Genomic DNA, 21,841 nt, shown 5'->3' with positions numbered 1-21,841 from the left:
TAGCTGGAGGCCACTGAAAAAGTCTCCCAGCTCACCAAAAGAGACAGTTCCTCATTTTTTGAAGAGTCTGTCTCTTTTTTTCGGTATAATTGAAGTATCTTATCCAAGGTTGGTGATCCCTGTGCTCCCGAAACAGCAGAGCTTTTTGTTGAGTCCGTATACAGCACTTTACGATGTACTCATCCCCAAAGATCATATGTTGCGGAGAATGGACGAACTGGTGGACTTTAGCTTTGTGTATGAGGAACTGCATGACAACTATTGTCATGACAACGGACGTACAGCTGTAGATCCGGTTCGGATGTTTAAATATTTGCTACTCAAGTCCATCTTTGACTTGTCTGACATCGACCTGGTTGAGCGCTCAAAAACGGATTTGTCATTCAAGTTTTTTCTGCATATGGCTCCAGAAGAAGCTGTCATTGATCCCAGTCTACTCACCAAGTTTCGCAAATTACGGCTCAAAGGTATGAAGTTGTTAGATTTGCTCATCGGCAAAACGGTGGAAATCGCCATCGAAAAAGGCGTTATTCACAGTAAATCTATTATTGTGGACGCAACTCATACCCAAGCCCGCTACACTGAAAAAACACCGCAAGCCGTGCTACGGGAACGTTCCAAGCGTCTCAGAAAGGCCATCTACACGCTGGATGAATCCATGAAAAGTAAGTTTCCCGCCAAACCCGCCACGGATGTCCTAGAAGATGAAATCCAGTATAGCCAGCAACTGGTCGCTGTGATTGAACAGGATGGGCGATTTACCGGACTGCCGAAGGTTACAGAACCGTTGAATTTATTGAAAGAAACCGTCACCGACGATGTGGAGCATCTGCAAACGTCTGCGGATCCCGATGCCAAAAGGGGTCACAAAAGTGTGGACTTCTCGTTTTTTGGTTACAAAACCCACATCGCTATGAGTGAAGAGCGAATCATAACAGCGGCAACAATTACCACCGGGGAAAAACACGACGGCAAGCAACTCCAAACCTTGATTGAAAAAAGTAAGGCGGTAGGAATGAAAGTGGAAACGGTGATTGGAGATGCAGCCTATTCAGAAAAAGATAACCTCGCCTACAGTGCACAAGAAAACATCCAACTGGTCGCAAAACTACATCCTTTGATTACTCAGGGAAACCGAAAGAAGGAAGACGAATTTGAGTTCAATAAAGATGCAGGGATGTATGTGTGCAAGGCTGGTCATCTGGCAACTCGCCGGGCGCGGCAGGGGAAAAAAGGCCGAGGAGAAAACCAAACCGACACCTATTACTTTGACGTAGAAACATGCAAGCGATGCCTTCTTCGGGAAGGCTGCTACAAGGACGGGGCAAAAAGCAAGACGTATTCTGTAAGTATAAAAAGCGACGAACATCTGGCTCAAGCCGTATTTCAGGAGAGTGAGGTCTTTAAGACCAAGGCCAAAGAGCGATACAAAATTGAAGCCAAGAACAGTGAACTCAAGCACAGACACGGGTATGATGTGGCATCCTCCTCGGGTCTGATTGGCATGGAAATGCAAGGAGCGATGGCGATTTTCGCGGTGAATCTGAAGCGGATCTTGAAGTTGATGAGCTAAAAAGAGGAGCACTCGTAGACATGAGGAAGCAAAAAAAGACGACATCTCATTCAAAAACAAAGGAATGAATGTCGTCTTTTTAATGGATTCTCTTTCAGCTATCTGTAAGAACCATGTTTTTCAGTGGCCTCCCTTAGCTGGAGTTCCTTTTTTTAATATCGTTTAATCTCCACAGACCACTGCCATCCATAGGTGTTTACTAGTCGCTGCTCAGATCGATGTGAAAAGATTTAAAGTTCGTTGACAACTTGTATATACATGTTATAATCCTGTATATACATTAATGATTGAAAGCGCTGTACTTTGTGCTTGTAATATTTAATTTAGAGAGAAAGGAATGAGTATGATGCAAACGACAAGCAAAGGCTTGGTTCACCAAGATAAGGACTGGTGGCGCAAATCGGTGGTCTATCAGGTTTATCCCAAAAGCTTTAATGATACTACAGGTAATGGAACAGGTGATATACGAGGATTAACGCAAAAGCTGGATTATTTATATGAACTGGGTGTTGATATTATCTGGTTACAGCCGGTTTATGTCTCCCCGCAGCGTGATAACGGGTATGATGTAGCCGATTATTGCAGGATCAACCCCGATTTTGGGACTATGAAGGACTTCGAGGAATTGAGTCAGGAGATCCAGGCGCGTGGAATGCGTCTGATGATAGATATTGTAGTAAATCATTCTTCGACAGAACATGTCTGGTTTCAGGAGGCACGACAATCAAGGGATAATGCATACAGGGACTATTACATTTGGCGTGATCCTGCACCCAATGGTGGGCCCCCTAACAACTGGAAGTCTAAATTCGGTGGACCTGCTTGGCAGTATGATCAAACAACAGATCAATATTTTCTAACCCTGTTTGACAAAACTCAGGCAGATCTAAACTGGGAAAATCCGAAAGTACGTCAGGAAGTCGTAAAACTGCTGGAGTTTTGGACTGAAAAGGGAGTCAGCGGATTTCGGCTGGATGTGATTAATTTAATTTCCAAAGATCAGCGATTCCTGAGTGATGATCGCAGCACTTCTCCTGGCGACGGACGCAAGTACTATACGGACGGTCCGCGCGTACATGAGTACATTCACGAATTATATGAAAAAGTATTTCAAAAGTATAATAACGTGACTGTGGGTGAGATGTCCTCTACGTCGCTGGAGCACTGCATCCGTTACTCCAATCCAGAGAAAAAAGAATTGTCCATGACCTTCAATTTTCATCATTTGAAAGTAGATTATCCGAAGGGTCAAAAGTGGGAACTGATGCCCTATGATTTTGAAATGCTGAAAAGCCTATTCTCGGAATGGCAAATGGGCATGCAACAGGGTGGCGGCTGGAGTGCATTATTCTTTAACAACCATGATCAGCCACGAGCGATCTCCCGTTTTCTGGATGATGGCGTATACCATGCCGAAAGCGCTAAGCTGCTGGCGACCACACTACACGGACTTCAAGGAACACCCTATATATTCCAAGGCGAAGAGATTGGTATGGCCAATCCGAAGTGGTCAGAAATCCAAGAATTTCGAGATGTGGAATCTCTAAATATGTATCGTATTCTGCAAGAACAGGGTAAGAGTGCTGAAGAAGCATTAAATATGATCCGGGAGCGATCCCGTGATAATTCGAGGACGCCGATGCAATGGGATGATAGTCCAAATGCGGGGTTCACTTCAGGTACTCCTTGGATCAAGGTAGATGAGCGTTATCCACAAATTAATGTGCAGGCCCAGTTAAAGGATCCGAACTCCATCTACCATCATTACCAAAAGCTGATCAGACTGCGCAAGACGGTGCAAGTCATTACCGATGGAAATTATCAACGACTGGATGAAGCCCATCCTCAGATATATGCCTACCAACGCAGCAATGAAAAGGAGACTCTGATCGTCATCTCTAATTTTAGCGGGCAGGAGGCTGAATTCGATTTACCTGATTCATTTTACTCACAACTACAAGCTCAGGTATTGGCTTCAGCGGAACTGTTAATTGGTAATACCGAGCAAGTGCCGGAATTAAAGCAGTCTATCACATTGTCCCCATATGCTTCCTATATGTGGCTCCTTCGTTAGACGCAGTTATAGTGTGGCCTCAACCAATAGCCCCGGGTTCCTTACTGTCATGGCGACCGGGTCTGCTACTTCATTAAAATTAAGGGAGTGAGTTAAATGCCGATTGAAAGAGCACAGGTGGAACGAATTATAGAAGCCGTTGGCGGCAAAGATAATATTGAGGCTGCTACCCATTGTGTAACCCGTCTGAGGTTCGCCCTCTATGACGACAAGCTGGTCGATAAAGATGCATTGGATCAAAATGATTTGGTCAAAGGCCAATTTTCCTCACAAGGACAGTATCAGGTCGTCATTGGGCCAGGTCTGGTTGATAAGGTGTATGATGAAATGATTGCAATTACAGGCGGCAACCGGGCTTCCAAAGATGATGTTAAAAATGCGGCCAGCAAGAAACAGAATCCGATTCAGCGTGCCATCAAGACACTGGCAGATATTTTTATCCCTATACTGCCCGCCATTGTGACCGCAGGCTTACTGCTTGGAATTAATAATATTTTGACAGGCCAGGGGATTTTCTTCGAGGGAATGTCTCTGGTTCAGGTCTATCCACAATGGACTGATTTTGCTGCTATTATTAATACGATCGCCAGTACCGCCTTTACGTTCCTGCCTGCCTTGATCGGATGGTCGGCAGTTATACGGTTTGGTGGTAGCCCGTTACTCGGGATAGTACTTGGCCTGATTTTGGTTCATCCAGACTTGCTCAGTGCTTACAGTTATGCAGATGCAGTTACGAAGGGAACGGTTCCAGTATGGAATCTGTTCGGCTGGGAAGTGAACAAAATCGGTTATCAAGGCCAGGTTCTGCCGGTTCTCGTATCCGCTTACGTGTTGGCACAAATTGAAAAATTCTTGAACAAAAGAATAGCCGATTCATTTAAGCTGTTATTAGTCGCACCGATTACATTATTAATTACGGGATTTCTTGCATTTACGGTTATCGGACCGGTTACTTTTATGATCGGTAATGCGATTACGAGCGGTCTTGTATACGTTTTCGCTCTGGCTCCTGCGCTGGGAGGGCTGATTTATGGAGGTCTTTACGCGCTGCTCGTCATTACGGGAATGCACCATACTTTCTTGGCCGTAGACGTACAATTAATTGGAACACAGGGCGGTACCTTCCTATGGCCGATGCTGGCGCTTTCTAATATTGCTCAGGGTGCTGGTGCACTGGCTATGATGCTGGTATTAAAGGATCAGAAGGGCAAAGGGCTAGCCTTTACCTCATCCGTGTCTGCTTTTCTGGGTGTCACGGAACCGGCAATCTTTGGGGTGAATATCCGTTATAAATATCCATTTGTGTTCGGAATGATCGGTTCCGGTATTGCGGGTGTATTGCTAACGGTGAATCATGTCATGGCTTCTTCAATCGGTGTTGGGGGGATTCCAGGTTTCCTGTCTATTTTCCCTATGAACTGGGGCGTATTCTTCATTGGAATGGCGATCGTGTTAATTCTGCCGTTCAGCTTAACTTTAGCGTATGGCAAATTACTAAATAAGCGCCAGCAAAATAACCCGCCTGCCAAGACGGCAAATGCTTCCGCACCAAAAAGCACTAACCACAAGACCTCTGCACTCGATGTGCTTGAAGTTATGACTCCGGTGCAGGGTCGCATCGTGCCTCTGGAACAGGTTCCTGATCCGGCCTTTGCCGAGCGTCAGATGGGACAAGGCATTGCGGTCGAACCGGAAGAAGGTCGGATTTTTGCTCCTTTCAGCGGCCAAGTCATCCATATTATGACGAAAAGCAAGCATGCCCTGATTTTGGAGCATGCGACAGGTGTACAGATTCTGGTGCATGTGGGCGTTAACACTGTATCCCTAAAGGGAGAAGGATTCACTATGCACGTGGAGACAGGCCAAACCGTCGAGCAAGGACAATTGCTGATGGAATTCGACCGTGATCTGATCCAAAAATCCGGATATCCGGTTATTACACCTGTAATCGTTCCGGATGGTCAAGAAATGATTGAATCGATTGAAGAATTGCCAGGCGAGGCGAATGATTTGCAATATATCTCGATGAGAATTCACTTCAAGTCTTGATCTGTTTGACAAGGATTAATCACAAACTTTAAAAGCATACAGGTCGCCAAAGTGAAAGAATGCTACAATAAACGTGGTGATGAAAATTGACAACGAATATATTTCTGCAAATTTATCAGGATTATGTGGAACGAATCCGGGCAGGTGAATTGGCCCCAGGCACAAAGATACTCTCTGAGAATGAATTGGCCAGGGAATATAATACTTCCCGTGAGACTGTACGTAAGGCACTTCACTTGCTTGCGCAAAATGGGTATATCCATAAAATAAAAGCTAAAGGTTCCTTTGTACTGGATATTGGGCGTATGGATTTTCCAGTTGGCGGATTGGTCAGCTTCAAAGAGATGTCCGAGCGCATCGGGCGTAAATCACGTACGATTGTACATGAGAATCGCCTGATTCCGGTTTCAGAAGAAATAGCCGGTCATCTTGAGCTTGACAAGCATAGGCATCTTGTCTGGGAAGTGATTCGCGCGCGTATGATTGAGGACGAATCCGTAATTCTGGATAAAGACTATTTTCGATCAGACATCGTGCCTGTACTTACCAAGGAGATTAGCAGCGGATCCATTTATGAATATCTGGAGAATGAGCTTCACCTTCAAATCAGTTATGCCAAAAAAGTAGTCTCTGTAGAAGATGCAAGTGAAGAGGATCATAAGCTGATGGATCTCAAAGGCTATATTCATGTGGTAGTAGTGCGTAATTATGTTTATTTGGAAGACACTACCTTGTTCCAGTACACCGAGTCACGGCATAGGCTGGATAAATTCCAATTTGTCAACTTTGCCCGACGTGTCCACGGGGAAGAGAAAAAAACGAGTGAGAAACCCTCTCTTTAGAGACGAGGGTTTCTTTTCTGTATAAGTTGAACTCGAAAAATGCACATTAAAACGGATAAACCTTCATGAACGGGGAAAAAGAATAATATAAAAAAATACTTGACATGAAACGCGTTACAAAACTTAGTATTGATATAGAAGTATTTTATAACACAATAGTAAAGGCGGAGAGAATATGAGTACACAGTTTCCAAAAGATTTCCTGTGGGGCGGAGCAGTTGCTGCTAACCAGCTCGAAGGCGCTTATCAAGAAGATGGAAAAGGCTGGTCTATTCAGGATGTAACCCCTCGTGGTGGTTGGGGACCCGTTACGGATGTGCCAACAGAAGATAATATGAAGTTGATCGGTATTGATTTCTATCACAAATATAAAGAAGACATTAAACTTTTTGCAGAAATGGGTTTCAAAGTGTTCCGGACTTCCATCGCTTGGTCACGGATTTTTCCTAAAGGCGACGAACTGGAACCGAACGAACAAGGCTTGCAATTTTATGATGATTTGTTTGATGAACTTCACAAATATGGAATTGAACCACTCGTTACATTATCTCACTATGAAACACCTTTACATCTGTCCAGAGAATACGATGGTTGGGTGAACCGCAAGCTTGTTGATTTTTATGAGCGTTATGCTACAACGGTATTTAACCGCTACAAAAATAAAGTGAAATACTGGTTGACTTTCAATGAAATCAACTCCATTCTGGAAGCTCCATTCATGAGCGGAGGCATTAGCACACCTAAAGATCAGCTTAGTGAACAAGACCTTTATCAAGCCATTCACCATGAGCTTGTAGCAAGTGCAAGAGCGGTAAAAATCGGTCATCAGATTAACCCGGATTTCAAAATCGGCTGTATGGTGCTGAGTATGCCTACTTATCCGTTGACACCTAATCCGGACGATGTGATTGCTGCGATGGAATTTGACCACAGAAATATGGCGTTTGCTGATATTCATGCCAGAGGTCAATACCCAGGCTACATGAAACGTTTCTTTAGAGAAAACGGAATCTCTATTCACTTTGAACCAGGCGATGCAGAAGATTTGAAGCATACGGTTGACTTTATCTCGTTCAGTTATTACATGAGTACTTGTGAGACGGCTGACGAAGCTAAAAAAACTAAAGGTGAAGGCAACATCCTCGGTGGTGTCAGCAATCCGCATCTTGAGGCAAGCGAGTGGGGCTGGCAAATCGATCCTCAAGGATTGCGTTATGTGCTGAACACGTTCTATGACCGTTTCCAAAAACCATTATTCATTGTGGAAAATGGTTTGGGCGCCGTTGACGAACTTATCACCAACGAACAAGGCGAGAAAACCGTTGAAGATGACTACCGGATTAACTATCTGAATGATCATCTGGTTCAAGTTGGGGAAGCCATTGACGACGGAGTAGAAGTTATGGGCTATACGTCTTGGGGTTGCATCGACGTTGTCAGTGCATCGACCGCACAGCTTAAAAAACGCTATGGTTACATTTATGTAGATCGTCATGATGACGGTAGCGGCACACTTGAAAGATACCGGAAAAAATCGTTCCACTGGTACAAAGAGGTTATTGCCACGAATGGCCAAAGCCTTAAACGTTAATTTATAAATAAACCAGTGATTTTGTTTTAAATAACAATGAAGGCTTTATGTAGCGACCGCTTCTGCTCTTTTACGGGGAAGCGGTCGCTAATTTTTTAGGTATTAGCAACCGATTGTCAAGCTAAGTCCGTTTGAAAATGTCTTGGAAAAATTGAGCCTATAAATTAATGCAGATGGAGGAAAATAATGAAGATTGAGCATGTAGCGATCTGGGTTAGAGACTTAGAGAAAATGAAGAGCTTTTATGAACAATATTTTGATGGAAAATCTAATGATAAATATTATAATGCTACAAAGGGATTTGAGTCCTATTTTATCACCTTTGAGGATGGAGCCAGGTTAGAGGTTATGCGTAAAACGGGAATAGAGCATTCACCACAGATAAATATTACTGGCTGGGCTCATGTTGCATTTTCCGTTGGAAGTAAGGCACTGGTGAATGAAAAGACAGAACGGCTCATGCATGCAGGATATGAAGTAGTGGGCCAGCCAAGATTGACAGGTGACGGCTATTATGAAAGCGTAATTAAAGATCCAGAAGGCAACTTGATAGAAATTACAATGTAAATAGTTTTCCAGCTCTATTGCTGCAGGAAACCCTTGCAAGTTAATCCGAAAAATCACGGCAGATGGGAATTAACAATAAAACTACAGCTCATTCAAAACGAGAAGAAACCCATTTTTGCACAGATTTGTTCAGGGAATAATGTAATAATGGACTTAAGAGGAATATTTTCTAAATTATAATGACCTATTCAGAAAGGAAAGAACAATCATGAAACTGATGTGTATATCTGATATTCACGGCTCGCTACACTGGTTACAACTGGCACTGGAAAAGTTCAGGGAGGAAAAAGCGGACCGCCTTGTCCTGCTCGGGGATTATATGTACCATGGACCGCGTAATCGGCTACCGGAAGGGTATAATCCGGCGGAGGTGGCGGCTATACTGAATCAGTACAAGTCCCATATTGCAGTAGCTGTACGCGGTAATTGCGATGCAGAAGTGGATCAGATGCTGCTGGAGTTCCCGATGATGGGCGATTATGCTTTATTGTACCATGAAGGTCGGCGTATCTATGTCACGCACGGACATGGCTTTAGCATGGGGAACTTGCCACCACTGGAAACAGGGGATGTGTTCATTCAGGGACATACCCATATTCCGGTAGCGGATGTGGAAAAGGGTATCTTTGTGCTGAACCCCGGTTCGATAGCGCTGCCAAAGGAAAACTATCCTCCATCCTACGGCATACTGGAGGGAGCGCAATTCACGGTTAAGGGTTTTGATGGCGACACGATAAAAACGATCACATTTTCAATGTAATTCATTTTTAACTTGAATGGAATCCGTTCAAAACTTTTCCGATCTGATTGAGACAAAGATCATATTATTGTATGATAGGAACGGAGTCTGTCCGTCGGTTATTAGACAACGTTTTTCAGCTACAGATAAGACTCAACATTATGATGAAGAAAGAGAGCTTCAATACATGCAAATTAAGGATTCACATTATAAGATGCCGCCTGAATGGGCGCCGCATGAACGTACGTATATTTCCTGGCCTGTACAGTCTTCCATGGTTTACCCGGATATGCATGCCGATGTATGCAAGGGCTACGCTGGAATTGTACGTGCCATGGCTGAGTTTGAACCAGTTACCGTGGTCGTAAATCCAGATGATCTGGAGAGCGTCCAGGCGCTTGAGCTCGGGGAACGGGTGGAGCTGCTTCCAATAGAGCATAGCGATGCGTGGCTGCGCGACAACGGTCCTACTTTTCTAACGAATGAGCATGGACAGTTGGCAGGTGTGAACTGGAAGTTTAATGCCTGGGGCGGCAAATACGCTCCGTGGGACCTGGATGATCAGGTAGCGCCGCAAATTTTGGACAAGCTTGGATTACCGAGGTTTGATGCGCCGCTTGTGATGGAAGGTGGCTCACTGCATGTAGACGGTGAAGGCACTTTAATTACAACAGAAGAGTGTTTGCTGAATCCGAACCGCAACCCGGAATTAAGCAGGGAAGAAATCGAACGGTATGTGTGCGAATATACAGGCGTTGAGAAGATTATCTGGCTGAAACGTGGACTTAGTGGTGACGAAACGGATGGGCATGTAGACAATATTGCTTGCTTTGCTGCTCCCGGTAAGGTCATTATGCAAGTATGCGATGATCCTGGGGATGAAAATTACGAAATCACACAGGAAAACCTGCGTATTCTGGAGCAGGCAACGGATGCAAAAGGCCGCAAGCTGGAAGTGATCCAAATCGGGCAACCGCCGCGCGTGGATTATGAAGACAGCCGGTTGACGCTGAGCTATATCAACTTCTATTTTGTGAACGGCGGCATCATTTTGCCAGTGTTTGGCGGCACTGCGGCTGAAAGCGACCGCGCAGCCGAGCAGGTGCTGGCAAATGTATTTCCAGACCGTACCATTCGTACCGTGGACGGCATGGCGGTTATCCGTGAAGGCGGTAACGTACACTGCACTACCCAGCAGATGCCTGCTGTGAATCAATAAATGATATAAATATCCAAGAGGAGGACTGACGTGAGAAAAGTAAAAGTAGCGGCAACCCAAATGAGCTGCTCTACCAACATTGATGAAAACATAAGCAAAGCTGAGAAGCTGGTGCGTGAAGCGGCTGCACAAGGTGCACAGATTATTTTATTGCAAGAATTGTTCGAGACTCCGTACTTCTGCCAGAAGGAAAAGTCCGATTATTTTGCATATGCAACCGAGCTGGAGCATAACAAGGCGGTTAACCATTTTAAGAAGATTGCCAAAGAATTGCAGGTTGTGCTGCCAATCAGTTTTTATGAGAAAAAAAATTACGCCCGCTACAACAGTCTTGCTGTAATTGATGCAGACGGTGAAGTGTTGGGTAAATACCGCAAGAGCCATATCCCGGACGGTCCCGGTTATGAGGAAAAGTTCTATTTTAATCCAGGTGATACCGGCTTTAAAGTATGGAATACACGATATGCTAAAATTGGAATAGGCGTTTGTTGGGATCAATGGTATCCCGAAGCTGCCCGTTGTATGGCGCTGATGGGTGCAGAAATATTGTTCTATCCAACAGCGATTGGTTCGGAACCGCAGGATTCTTCCATTGACTCCAAGGATCACTGGCAGACCTGCATGCTCGGTCATGCTGCTTCCAATCTGATGCCAGTTATTGCTTCCAACCGCATTGGAATGGAGACAGATGAGGACTCCAGTATCACGTTCTACGGCTCATCCTTTATTGCCGGGCCACAGGGTAACAAGATTGCAGAAGCTGGTCGTACCGATCAGGAAGTGCTTACTGCTGAATTTGATCTGGACGAGCTGGAAGTGGGGCGGATTGAATGGGGTATTTTCCGTGACCGCCGCCCGGAGCTATACAAAACGATTGCTACCTATGACGGTGATTTAAAAGTATAATCTTTATACGGACACAGACAAAGTTTCCCTTGCCGGCAAGCCAAGGCGTTTCCCTCATTCGGATTCGCCTCGCTTTTCGGGAAGGGGATTTTTAGTTTGTGATCACAAGTTTTCATTAATGTCCTTTTCTATTCCGTTTCCAGCAACAGCTTCTTCCCAAATAAGGCGAATGACCGTGCCATTCCCCAAAGTTGTTTCCACCGTAATTTTACCACCCATGGCTTCGATCAGCCCTTTGGATATAGCCATGCCAAGTCCTGTTCCATTCACCGCCGCAGAGGTAGCGGTTCCCCGGTAGTAACGCTCAAACAATCGGTTTACTGTATTTTCATCCATTCCCGTGCCATTATCAGCGAACTGAATGGTGAGTCCTTTGCCACCTTCGCCCGGTATAACCGAGACGATAAGTACCGTATCCGGCGGATTATGCAGCAGAGCATTGGCTACCAAATTGTTAATGATTCTTTCCAGCCAAGGAGTATACAGCCTAATGGTTACGTCAAAAGGAGCGGCCTGAAACAAAATGGCTTCTTTTTTATAAAAAGGGTCGGCAGCCGCTTGCTTTAATGCGTCCTCTAGCCAGCTATTGAGTTCAATCTCCTCGGATTCTGGCGGACGGGCGCCGCTTTTTAACCGATAAGTCATCGCAAGATCATTAATCAGCATCTCCATATGTGCAGATTTCTCCAGCATTGTGCTGGAAAATTGACGAACCTCCGCCACCGTCCAATCATATTGAGGTTCAGCCAGCAGGTGCGCATAGCCTTTAATTGAAACGAGCGGTGTTTTCAGATCATGGGTTATCCCGGCAATCCATTCTTCTCTCAGGCTTTCGGTTTGCTGACGCAGTGCCTGATCTCTCTGCAGAGTACCTGATAGCTTATCAATCGAATGCATCACATCGACAAAAATGCGGTAACGACGCTTCCATTTTCCTGAACGCATTCGGCTGCGGTGAATGCCTCTATGATCCACAGGTTCCTGATATACAGCCCTGCCAAGCGAGTCGAGCCAGGTGAGCATATGAAGCAACGGAACTCCAAAGCGATGCGCCTGCCATAACGAGAGAAGCAGGAAGGATGCAAAAATAGCTGTGAACATGGCGAGCATGGCAATGAGTATTATTCTTTCTTCCTCAGGCGGAAGCCATTTATTGCCGATGGCATAGCCACTGCTATTAGGAAGACTAACGACCCAGGTATGTCCTGTTTCCTTATCATAAGTGGATGCCAAATGGAAGCCGTATCTTTCATTGTACATGTTACGAAGAGCAAGTCCATAAAGGGTATAGGCTGTCGGTACAGATGCGGGTCGATTGTAGGAGGCAAGCTCAGAGCCTTTTGAATCCAGCAATTGAACGTAACCACCAAGCTGTTTGAGTCGGTCGGTAACATCAGTAGGCAGCACCAGTAATCCATTAGAGGAAAGTATCCCCTGACTTCTTATTTTTTTAATAACGGGCCTAGCTGATTAGGCTCGCCATAGAGAAGAGTGAAGGGACGACCATCCTTCTCTTGTACCCACAGATACAGCCCATAAGGGAAGGGAAGATCGCCTGTCCAATAGGAGACGAGTTCGCCTGGTGCATAGCTTTTCGGCACATCTTTTGGTGTGTTATAGGACTGCTCCACCTGGCCGTTCTCATCAAGACTTTGAAGCCATCCTCCATTTTTCTTGACCTGTTCTAGCAATTGGGGATCAAAATGAATGCCATCCTTGCCCATTTCGGAGGACTCTACAAGCTGATTTAATCCCACAGAAGCAAAGTCACTGGAGATGCGGATATCAATAACACGTTGTAAAGCCCAAAAGAACGTAGCCGCAACAATGAGAAGCACGAATGCGCCGGCAGTAGCCAGTTGAAGCACGAATCGTATGGTTAGCCTCCGTTTGATGTTCATGATCGCTGGGAGCTCCCTATTTCCGCTTGTACAAGCTTATAGCCCAATCCTCTAACATTTACGATAAAGCTCGGGTTTGCGGGGTCAGGCTCAATTCTTTCCCGGATGCGATGAATATGAACCATGACGGTATTGTCATCACGCAGCGCTTCTTCGCCCCATACCGATTCATATAGCTCGCTTTTGCTGAAGATACGATTGGGGTTTTTGCATAAGAACAGCAGTAATTGGAAGACGAGCGCCGGACAGCTTACCAGCTTTTGCTCAACGCGAAGCTCGCACGCTGCTTCATCGACCTGAAAACGCCCGTAATCATAAATAACATTCATTCTACTGGTGGGTTGCTCAGATCCAAATGGTCTGATTGCACGATTGGCTGCCAAGTAACGACGTAGCTGGGAGCGTATACGTGCCACAACTTCCAAGGGATTAAACGGCTTGGTAATATAGTCATCGCCACCAACGGCAAAACCGGTCAGTTTATCAAAATCAGATTCCCGAGCCGTAAGAAATAAGATGGGAGCATCCGTCGTTTGACGGAGAAACGGACAAATTTCGATTCCGCTGCGTCCAGGCAGAAGGACATCTAATAGGATCAGATCATATTTTTTTTCTTCACAGGCAGCAATCGCTGCTTCACCTGTCATGACCGTGTCTACATTCGTGTAGCCTTCCTTGCGGAGTACAGTCAGCAAGAGTTCAAGAATGGAGTGCTCATCATCGACAAGTAAAATTGACGCATGGTTCATGCTTGTGTTCCTTTCTTCACTGTAATCTTTCCTACCATCATATCATGCTTTCTTTAGCGTGATCTTATGATGTTGTCTTAACGAAAGCTTAATTGTGGACTGTAGTCATGGATAAGAGTTAAGACACGGTTAAAGTAGGGTTACACGTGACCTAAGAGTGGTTTGTTACAATGAGTTAGACAAATACTATATTATGAACAAACATACTTGCGGGGTGTGGAATGAAGAGACCAAATAGAAAGCACAGAATGGAAATCATCCACTATAGCAAAATGATATGGGTCATGGGTGCGCTTGCTGCTCTGATCACGGCATGTGGAGGAGCAAATCCGGAAGTGGCAACAGACATTCCGAAAGAAAAGACTGAAAAAACAAACACAAAGACTCAAACGTTGAAGCCTGAGGAGATCCCGGTAGAGCTTCTTGATGGCAAATATGCTGAGGTGTATGGCCACTTTAGTGATGAGTTTAAAAAACAGGTCAGCGAAGCTGATTTTGTAAGCATGGCTGCTGATTCTCTAAAAGGGGTCAAGTCGTTTAAGCAGGCGTCGGTCATCCAATTCAATGGCAGCGATCAGCGTACATGGATAAGCGATTCCGGGAAAATGGGACTGACCACTGTTTTTGATGAAAAGGGAGAGATATCAGGTCTTCAGGCCAAGCAACTTTCTCCTTTCCCACAAACAGATCATATCCTGACCAAAATCAAATACGATTGGCCTTTAAAAGGGGACTGGTTTATTGTATGGGGAGGAACAAATGCACTGGTTAATTATCATTATGAATATGAAAGTCAGCGATACGCCTATGACATTATACAGAACAAGGATGGCCATTCGTATAAAGGCGATCGGCTGAAAAATGAAAGCTATTATGCCTTCGGCCAGCCTGTTCTTGCTCCGGCAAGTGGAACCGTGGTATCAGTCGTAAATCATATTCCAGATAACGAGCCTGTCGGCGTTATGAACGAGAAGGTACCTGCGGGGAATGAGGTTGTCATTGATCATGGCGGGGAATATAGCGTGCTGGCTCACATGAAGAACGGCTCCATTAAAGTAAAGGTAGGAGATAAGGTGAAGAGCGGCGATGAAGTTGGTTTGCTTGGTAATTCAGGTAATTCTAGCGAAGCGCATCTTCATTTTCAGGTGTCAGACGGTGCGGATCTATTCAAGTCTCGTTCGATCAACATTCATTGGAAGGATGACATTGCTCCTGCACAGGGCGAGACGATAAAGGTCGAGTAACCCGCTTGGCAAATTAAATGAAACGTTAGGGAAGGAATTAAATGATGAAAAAAACGCTTTTCTTTATACTTAAATCACTAGGAATAATGCTTACAGCAATAGTAGTTTTTCTAGTCATTGTTTTTACAGTTAATATTATCTGCAACCAATTGGAGAAAGAAAAAATAGAGCCCTATGGTCAGCTTGTACCAGTAGATGGGAAAAATATGAATGTTTTGATCCAAGGAAAGGGCAAAGAAACGATCGTACTACTACCAGGTTATGGAACAGGAGCACCAGGTATAGATTTTAAGCCACTTGTGGAGCAGCTAACTCCATTTTACAAAGTAGTCGTGATTGAGCCTTTTGGTTATGGATTAAGTGATGTAACCGAAAAAGAACGAACCGTTGAAAATATTGTAGCTGAAATTCATGAATGTTTACAAAAACTAAATATTGACCGATACACTCTGATGGGTCACTCCATTGCCGGCATTTACGGACTAGAATATGTGAACAAATACGAAAAAGAAGTCCGTGCATTTGTTGGGATTGATAGCAGTTTTCCAACGCAAGGTGGCACGGATGATGAGTTTCCAACAGAAGCCTATAAACTGATTAAGAATTCAGGTTTTAACAGATTGCTAATGAAACTAAATCCTGACCAACTTGTTGCACCTAAAGTAGATGATGAAACGAGAGAACAAATTAGAATAATTTCTCTCAAGAACGCGATGAATCCAAATATTATAAGCGAGGGAGAAAATTTAAAAAATAATTTTAAATCCGCTGAAAACTTTAAATTCCCTAAAAATCTTCCTGTTATATTCTTTTTACAAAAAAATAATACGGAGGTTGAAGGCTGGACACCAAAACATGAAGAACAGATAAAAGATTCTGTACATGGAAAAGTAGTGGAGCTTGAAGGAGGGCATTATTTACACCATACCCAATCCAAAGAAATCGTTAAAGACTTTAGAAGCTTTATGGAAGAAGTGAAACTGAAAAAGACCCCTCCACTATGAAAAATATTAAGAGTCGAGCGATTCACAGAATATTGTGAATTACTCGACTCTTTTTATATGAAGAGCAGAAATATCATATTTTCAGGGTCTGTCAATAATTTTGTGTAAACTCATTTGGGATACATTTCCAGTTGGGGGGGGATACCCCTTATCGCAAGTGCTGACTTACGCGGTCTGGAAAGAAAATAGACAATTGAAGTAGCATTAGTCCCCAGTGTTGAACCCGACTTGTCCATTTGCGAACGACGTCCATGGTACCCAGGTAAAGCATCTTGAGCAGAGCTTCATCGGTCGGGAAAATGCTCTTGCCCTTCGTGACTTTACGAAGCTCGCGGAGCCGATGTTGATGTTCGTCTAACATGTTTATCTCAATTGAAATAAATTGTTAATATTATGCATTCATGCCGTATCCGCTATAATGGATACAGTGATTTAGGAAAGGAATGTAATCATGAAGAAGGTCATCGTAATTGGATCAGGGATTCTGGGGGCATCGACAGCTTATCAGTTAGCCAAAATGGGTGCTAATGTCATTATTGTAGACCGCAAAGATAAAGGACAGGCTACTGATGCCGCTGCTGGCATTATCTGTCCCTGGCTATCACAGCGACGCAATCAGGCTTGGTATCGGCTGGCAAAAGCTGGTGCACGTTTTTACCCTGGACTGATTGAAGAACTCAAAAGCGAGGGAGAAACAGAAACAGGCTATGCTCAAGTGGGTGCTCTTAGTATCCATGATGATTTGGAGAAAATCAGAAAGATGGAAGAGCGGGCACACATACGACAAGCGGATGCACCGGAAATTGGTGAAATTACCCGCCTAAATGAAAAAGAAACCCATGAATGGTTTCCTTTGTTAGAAGAGGGTTATCATTCTGTTCATATTAGTGGTGCCGCCCGTATAGATGGTCGTGCGCTGCGCGATGCGTTGCTCCGATCAGCACAAAGAAACGGGGCCATCCTTGTACATGGGGATGCTGTGCTTCAATATGAATCCGACCATGTAACAGGAGTAGCTGTCGGTGCAAAAAGCTTCTCGTCTGACGAAGTCATTGTTTGTGCAGGTGCATGGGCAAATCAACTGCTGCAGCCTTTAGGCATTCACTTTAAGGTTAGTTTTCAAAAAGCACAAATCATGCATCTACAGGTTCCTAATAGGCAAGACACAGGCTCCTGGCCTGTAATCATGCCGCCTTCTGATCAATATCTGCTGGCTTTTGATAAACAGAAGATCGTAATAGGGGCGACTCACGAAAATGAAATCGAAGGTTACGATACGAGAGTAACAGCAGGTGGGATGCAGGAAATTCTGAATAAAGGTCTAGAATTGGCACCTGGTTTAGCAAACAGCAATTTTCAGGAGGTAAGAGTTGGTTTCCGTCCTTTTACACCCGGTTTTCTTCCGGTGATAGGCGCTGTTCCTGGGTGGGACGGCCTTATAGCGGCAAACGGACTTGGAGCATCCGGGTTGACTATGGGTCCATATATTGGAAGTCAGTTGGCAAAGTTGGTACTTGGAATGGCTTTGGATATCGATATCAATGCTTATGATATTCAAAAAGCAATAGATGAAAGTTGATCCTTACCTGCAGACAACACCATATATGCTTAAGAAGTCGCCATATTGGCGGCTTTTTTTGTTTTAGCGATATAAGTTCTTGTCCTTAGGGTGGGACAAGAACATGTATTCATGGCCGATTAGAAGTTTGACTAATGGCCTGGAGTCACCGAGGATGCCTAGCTATTCATTCTATACGTCATTCATCATGTCATTGATATAGAAATTCTTCAACGATTGTGTTGTGGTTTGCATGTTTTTCGAGTAGTCGATTTTATAGATACAGGAGTAAATCACATTTAATACGTAATCAAAGGCAATTTGCGACGAAAATGTACCAATCTTGGCATGTTTTACTTCGTCATTAGGCACCTGGATGCAGATATTACTGAGTTTTGCCAATTCACTTTGATTAGTTGCTGTAATTGTGATAAAAGGGATATTTTCATGTGTAAAATGCTGAGCTGCTTTTAAATAAATCGGCGACTTCCCGTGGTAAGTTAAAAAAATAGCACAATCCTGTGGCGTAAGATTAGCCGTATGGTAAGCCCATTCGTACAGCTCCGTGGCAATAACTACGTATTTGTTGATTTTAATCAATTTGTTCTGAAAACTTTTCGCTCGGATTTGTGAATCTCCTAACGCATATATAAAGATCCTTTTCGCTTGATCCAGCAACCGGGCTGTTTGCGACAGTAAGTCATCATCCATGAATGCAAAGTTTTTTTCGATCGTTTCCTTCATTAACTCTGCGATTTCTTTCGCCACTTGAAGTGGGGATTCATCAAGACCGAATGGATAGTTGGGGTCCACGTTGGAAATGTTCTGGGTATTTTGCTGAAATTCACGAGCAAGTTTTATTATAAAATCCTTGAAGCCGGATAGCCCAAGTTTATGCGTTAATCGATTAATCGCGGAATGGGAAGTATACGTAGCCTTTGCAAGCTCCTGAATATTTAGGTGCAGGATGCTTTCCTTGTGAAGCAAAATATAGGAAGCAATGCTTTTTTCGTTTGGTGTAAAATTTTGCATTTCTGATAATTGCATCAGTATTTTCAACAGGTTCACCCCGACTCAATTGAATATAACGTTCGATAAATAATATGAAATAAACATTTTGTTTAAAAATAAACAACCATTTTTAAAAATAATCGGTTGAATGTACCATTTTGGCGGCAAATCCTTTACGATCAACGTTCTTCTTCTATAATAAATGAAAAAGAGCCTAAGGGGGAAATAATATGCTTACCATCGGTTATATTGGAAATGGGAAAAGCACGAACCGTTATCATCTTCCTTTTTCATTGAGAAACCTTTTATGTTAACCAAAGAAGAAGCCGTGTCGATCTTCCAATATGCTAAAGAGAAAAATCTGGTTATACAATGCTATCAAAATAGACGTTACGATTCGGATTTCCTCACTACCAAGAAGGTTATTGAATCAGGAAAGCTTGGAGATTTACTGGAGGTGGAGATGCATTACGATTATTTCGCCCTGAGATCCCGAACTCCACTTCTCATTTTTCCAAATATAACAGTTACCTATATGGACATGGCGCTCATACCATTGACCAGGTTCTTTCCTATTTTGGGAAACCGGACACGATCCATTACGATTCGTCAATTGCTGGGTCCCGGGAGAATGAATGATTACTTTGATCTGGATTTTTATTATCGCTCGCTCAAGGTATCCATCAAATCCAGCTTTTTTCGCTTAAAAGACCGTCCGAGTTTTGTTGTATATGGCAAAAAAGGCGTTTTTATAAAGCAAACGAAGGATCGTCAGGAGGAGTATCTGAAATTATACTATCTGCCTAAGGGACACGCCGATTTCGGCATCGACCAGCCCGAGCATTACGGCATCTTAACATATCTGGATGATGAAGGCGAGTACCATGAAGAAAAAGTTGTTTCTGAAAAGGGAGACTATGCCCGAGTGTATGACGATATCTATCAGTCGATCGTACTTGGCAAAGAAAAAGTGATTAAAGACGAAGAAACGATAGCTTCTATGGAAATACTAGACAAAGGTATAGAGGAGTGTAACTAAAATGAAGTTGGGAATTGTCGGAGCAGGGATGATCGTAGGGGATCTATTGAGCTTTATTCAGGAAATCCCCACCATATTATTAAAGGCCATTTGTTCTAGACCTAGCCACGAGGAGAAATTACTGGATTGGCAAAATAAATATGGTATATCTCAGATATATTCGGATTACAGCGAGATGTTGATGAATAGTGATGTAGATACAGTCTATATCGGACTGCCTAATCATCTTCATTATTCATATGCCAAAGAAGCATTATTGAGTGGTAAACATGTCATTTGTGAGAAGCCGTTTACTTCCAATTTGCATGAATTTCTAGAGCTAAAAGAAATTGCTCAGCAAAGAAAACTGGTATTGGTGGAAGCCATAACGAATCAATACCTGAAAAATTATTTGTCAATGAAGGAATATCTACCTAAGCTGGGTGAGATCAAAATAGTTGAATGCAACTATTCTCAATACTCATCTCGGTATGAGGCTTTCAAAGCGGGAATAATCCGGCCTGCCTTTAATCCGGAAATGTCTGGTGGAGCCTTGATGGATATTAATTTATATAATATTCATTTGGTTGTTGGTTTCTTCGGGAGCCCTAAGAAGGTGGAGTATTGGGCAAACATGGAGCGTGGAATTGATACTTCAGGTATGCTGCTGCTGGATTACGGTGATTTCAAGTGTGTCTGCATAGGTTCAAAAGACAGTACGGCCCCCAATGCAGTGAATATTCAAGGTAATAAGGGCTATATACACATGGCAAGTCCGGCTAATGTATGCGACTGCTTTGATTACACTGCGAATAAGGAAACGCCAATTCGGGTGGACCTGAAAGATCATCCGCATCGTATGTATGACGAATTCGTTGAATTTGACCGTATTATCAGAGAAAAAGATTTGGAAAAAGTCTCGGATATGCTTGAACATAGCGAGAGGGTCATGAATGTCATTGAGAAAGCCAAGCAGTCCGCCAATCTTGTATTTGGCCCTGATAAACCATTTTGAGAGCAGCAGACATATGTCTGCTACTCTTTTCGCTCTAGATTTACAATTTCCGGTCCAACAGCATGCCTATTTGCTCTGCCATCTCGACAGGAGGGAGAGGTTTATCGTTCAAAAACCACCACTCCATAATCCCCACCACAGCGGACGCTGCATAACGGACAACCACTTCTTCGTTTAGTCCCCGATTTCTTGCTTCATTCATGTCGACCTCTTCCCGAAGTTCATCGATCATAAATTCAAGAAACTGAGTGCGGAAGTAAGGGGCGCCTTTGCTCACCAGCATCGTGGAGAAAAATAAATAGTTAGCCTCAAAATATTCAAACCAAACAATTTCGGCCTCTGTAAAGCTCAAATGAGCCGATTCAATACATAATCTTCGAAGTTCATTGATGTGTGCGGCGATCAGCTTATCCAGCAAATCATATTTGTCCACGTAATGAAGATAGATGGTTCCCCGGCTTACATTCGCTTTGTCGGATAGATCCTGAATTGTAATATGGTCGAAACTCTTTTCGGCCATCAACTCCGTTAACGCTTTTTTCAAGGCTTCCTGTGTTTTGAGTATTCTCCGGTCCACTTTCACTGTGTTCAACCCCTAAATTTCTAAATGATAATTGACTGTTTTAACTTATATGTCTATTAATGAACAAATCAAGCACATTTAACAATTGAACGCATTCTGTATCAGATTATAATAATAGACACAAGTTCAATAATGTATCTATTTCAATTATAGATGCATTTATATGAAGGATCAATGCAAATGAAGAAAGAGGAGATA

At 43.6% G+C, this 21,841-nt stretch carries 18 protein-coding genes and 2 pseudogenes; 14 read left to right on the top strand and 6 right to left on the bottom strand.

The genetic code is table 11. The features are described 5' to 3' along the window. Positions 1 to 121: 121 nt before the first annotated feature. The 9 genes from ASL14_RS25135 to aguB all read left to right on the top strand — a co-directional run bounded on the left by ASL14_RS25135 (position 122) and on the right by aguB (position 11,560). Complete coding sequence (locus ASL14_RS25135) at positions 122 to 1,573, top strand: IS1182 family transposase (RefSeq protein ID WP_134910922.1); 1,452 nt, start codon at positions 122 to 124, stop codon at positions 1,571 to 1,573. Positions 1,574 to 1,919: 346 nt separating this feature from the next. Next, positions 1,920 to 3,647, top strand: a complete 1,728-nt coding sequence (treC, locus tag ASL14_RS25130; RefSeq protein ID WP_134914635.1) for an alpha,alpha-phosphotrehalase — start codon at positions 1,920 to 1,922, stop codon at positions 3,645 to 3,647. A gap of 96 nt (positions 3,648 to 3,743) precedes the next feature. Continuing rightward, positions 3,744 to 5,696 (top strand): PTS system trehalose-specific EIIBC component, encoded by a 1,953-nt coding sequence (treP, locus tag ASL14_RS25125; RefSeq protein WP_134914205.1) that lies wholly within the window; start codon positions 3,744 to 3,746, stop codon positions 5,694 to 5,696. An 86-nt stretch (positions 5,697 to 5,782) separates the two neighbouring features. Continuing rightward, positions 5,783 to 6,538, top strand: a complete 756-nt coding sequence (gene treR, locus ASL14_RS25120) for a trehalose operon repressor (RefSeq protein ID WP_134914203.1) — start codon at positions 5,783 to 5,785, stop codon at positions 6,536 to 6,538. Positions 6,539 to 6,713: 175 nt separating this feature from the next. Continuing rightward, entirely contained in the window at positions 6,714 to 8,129 is a 1,416-nt protein-coding gene (locus ASL14_RS25115; protein WP_134914201.1) for a glycoside hydrolase family 1 protein, read from the top strand. A 186-nt stretch (positions 8,130 to 8,315) separates the two neighbouring features. After that, positions 8,316 to 8,696: a VOC family protein gene (locus tag ASL14_RS25110; RefSeq protein WP_134914199.1), complete on the top strand. Its 381-nt coding sequence runs from the start codon at positions 8,316 to 8,318 to the stop codon at positions 8,694 to 8,696. Between the two features lie 208 nt (positions 8,697 to 8,904). Beyond that, positions 8,905 to 9,456 (top strand): phosphodiesterase, encoded by a 552-nt coding sequence (yfcE, locus tag ASL14_RS25105; protein ID WP_134914188.1) that lies wholly within the window; start codon positions 8,905 to 8,907, stop codon positions 9,454 to 9,456. A gap of 166 nt (positions 9,457 to 9,622) precedes the next feature. Beyond that, positions 9,623 to 10,654, top strand: coding sequence for an agmatine deiminase family protein (locus ASL14_RS25100; protein ID WP_134914186.1), 1,032 nt, complete (start codon positions 9,623 to 9,625; stop codon positions 10,652 to 10,654). Between the two features lie 30 nt (positions 10,655 to 10,684). Beyond that, positions 10,685 to 11,560: an N-carbamoylputrescine amidase gene (gene aguB, locus ASL14_RS25095; protein ID WP_134914184.1), complete on the top strand. Its 876-nt coding sequence runs from the start codon at positions 10,685 to 10,687 to the stop codon at positions 11,558 to 11,560. Between the two features lie 102 nt (positions 11,561 to 11,662). Here the strand turns inward: aguB and ASL14_RS25090 are convergent, their stop codons facing one another. From ASL14_RS25090 to ASL14_RS25080, 3 genes are read right to left on the bottom strand one after another with little or no spacing between them, the layout of a single operon-like run. Further along, entirely contained in the window at positions 11,663 to 12,967 is a 1,305-nt protein-coding gene (locus ASL14_RS25090; protein ID WP_134914182.1) for a sensor histidine kinase, read from the bottom strand. Between the two features lie 35 nt (positions 12,968 to 13,002). Further along, a complete protein-coding gene (locus tag ASL14_RS25085; protein WP_134914180.1) occupies positions 13,003 to 13,461 on the bottom strand; it encodes a hypothetical protein in 459 nt (152 codons plus the stop codon). Further along, positions 13,458 to 14,210, bottom strand: coding sequence for a response regulator transcription factor (locus ASL14_RS25080; RefSeq protein ID WP_134914178.1), 753 nt, complete (start codon positions 14,208 to 14,210; stop codon positions 13,458 to 13,460). Before ASL14_RS25080 ends, ASL14_RS25085 begins: the two co-directional genes overlap by 4 nt. A 221-nt stretch (positions 14,211 to 14,431) precedes the next feature. On the opposite strand from ASL14_RS25080, the gene ASL14_RS25075 reads away from it, so the two are divergent. Further along, a complete protein-coding gene (locus ASL14_RS25075) occupies positions 14,432 to 15,454 on the top strand; it encodes a peptidoglycan DD-metalloendopeptidase family protein (RefSeq protein ID WP_223264131.1) in 1,023 nt (340 codons plus the stop codon). A gap of 41 nt (positions 15,455 to 15,495) precedes the next feature. Next, positions 15,496 to 16,458, top strand: a complete 963-nt coding sequence (locus ASL14_RS25070) for an alpha/beta hydrolase (RefSeq protein WP_134914176.1) — start codon at positions 15,496 to 15,498, stop codon at positions 16,456 to 16,458. A 148-nt stretch (positions 16,459 to 16,606) separates the two neighbouring features. On the opposite strand, the pseudogene ASL14_RS25065 reads toward ASL14_RS25070, so the two are convergent. After that, positions 16,607 to 16,792: pseudogene (locus ASL14_RS25065) on the bottom strand (IS256 family transposase); the annotation flags it as partial. A 117-nt stretch (positions 16,793 to 16,909) separates the two neighbouring features. Here ASL14_RS25065 and ASL14_RS25060 point away from each other — a divergent pair. Then, the gene (locus tag ASL14_RS25060) at positions 16,910 to 18,037 is read left to right on the top strand and encodes an NAD(P)/FAD-dependent oxidoreductase (RefSeq protein WP_134914174.1); all 1,128 of its coding nucleotides are present in this window, start codon (positions 16,910 to 16,912) and stop codon (positions 18,035 to 18,037) included. 171 nt (positions 18,038 to 18,208) lie between these two features. Here the strand turns inward: ASL14_RS25060 and ASL14_RS25055 are convergent, their stop codons facing one another. Then, positions 18,209 to 19,075, bottom strand: a complete 867-nt coding sequence (locus ASL14_RS25055; protein ID WP_134914172.1) for a MurR/RpiR family transcriptional regulator — start codon at positions 19,073 to 19,075, stop codon at positions 18,209 to 18,211. Between the two features lie 182 nt (positions 19,076 to 19,257). Here ASL14_RS25055 and ASL14_RS25050 point away from each other — a divergent pair. After that, positions 19,258 to 20,066, top strand: a pseudogene (locus tag ASL14_RS25050) (Gfo/Idh/MocA family protein). 1 nt (position 20,067) lies between these two features. Continuing rightward, on the top strand, positions 20,068 to 21,060 hold the full coding sequence (locus ASL14_RS25045) for a Gfo/Idh/MocA family protein (protein WP_134914170.1): 993 nt from the start codon (positions 20,068 to 20,070) through the stop codon (positions 21,058 to 21,060). 40 nt (positions 21,061 to 21,100) lie between these two features. On the opposite strand, the gene ASL14_RS25040 is transcribed toward ASL14_RS25045, so the two are convergent. Further along, on the bottom strand, positions 21,101 to 21,643 hold the full coding sequence (locus ASL14_RS25040) for a TetR/AcrR family transcriptional regulator (protein ID WP_023988832.1): 543 nt from the start codon (positions 21,641 to 21,643) through the stop codon (positions 21,101 to 21,103). Between the last annotated feature and the right edge of the window lie 198 nt (positions 21,644 to 21,841).

The sequence above is a fragment of the Paenibacillus sp. IHB B 3084 genome, from assembly GCF_001447315.1.
In the GTDB taxonomy this organism is placed as follows: domain Bacteria; phylum Bacillota; class Bacilli; order Paenibacillales; family Paenibacillaceae; genus Paenibacillus.
This window is presented reverse-complemented; position numbering and strand designations above follow the sequence as displayed.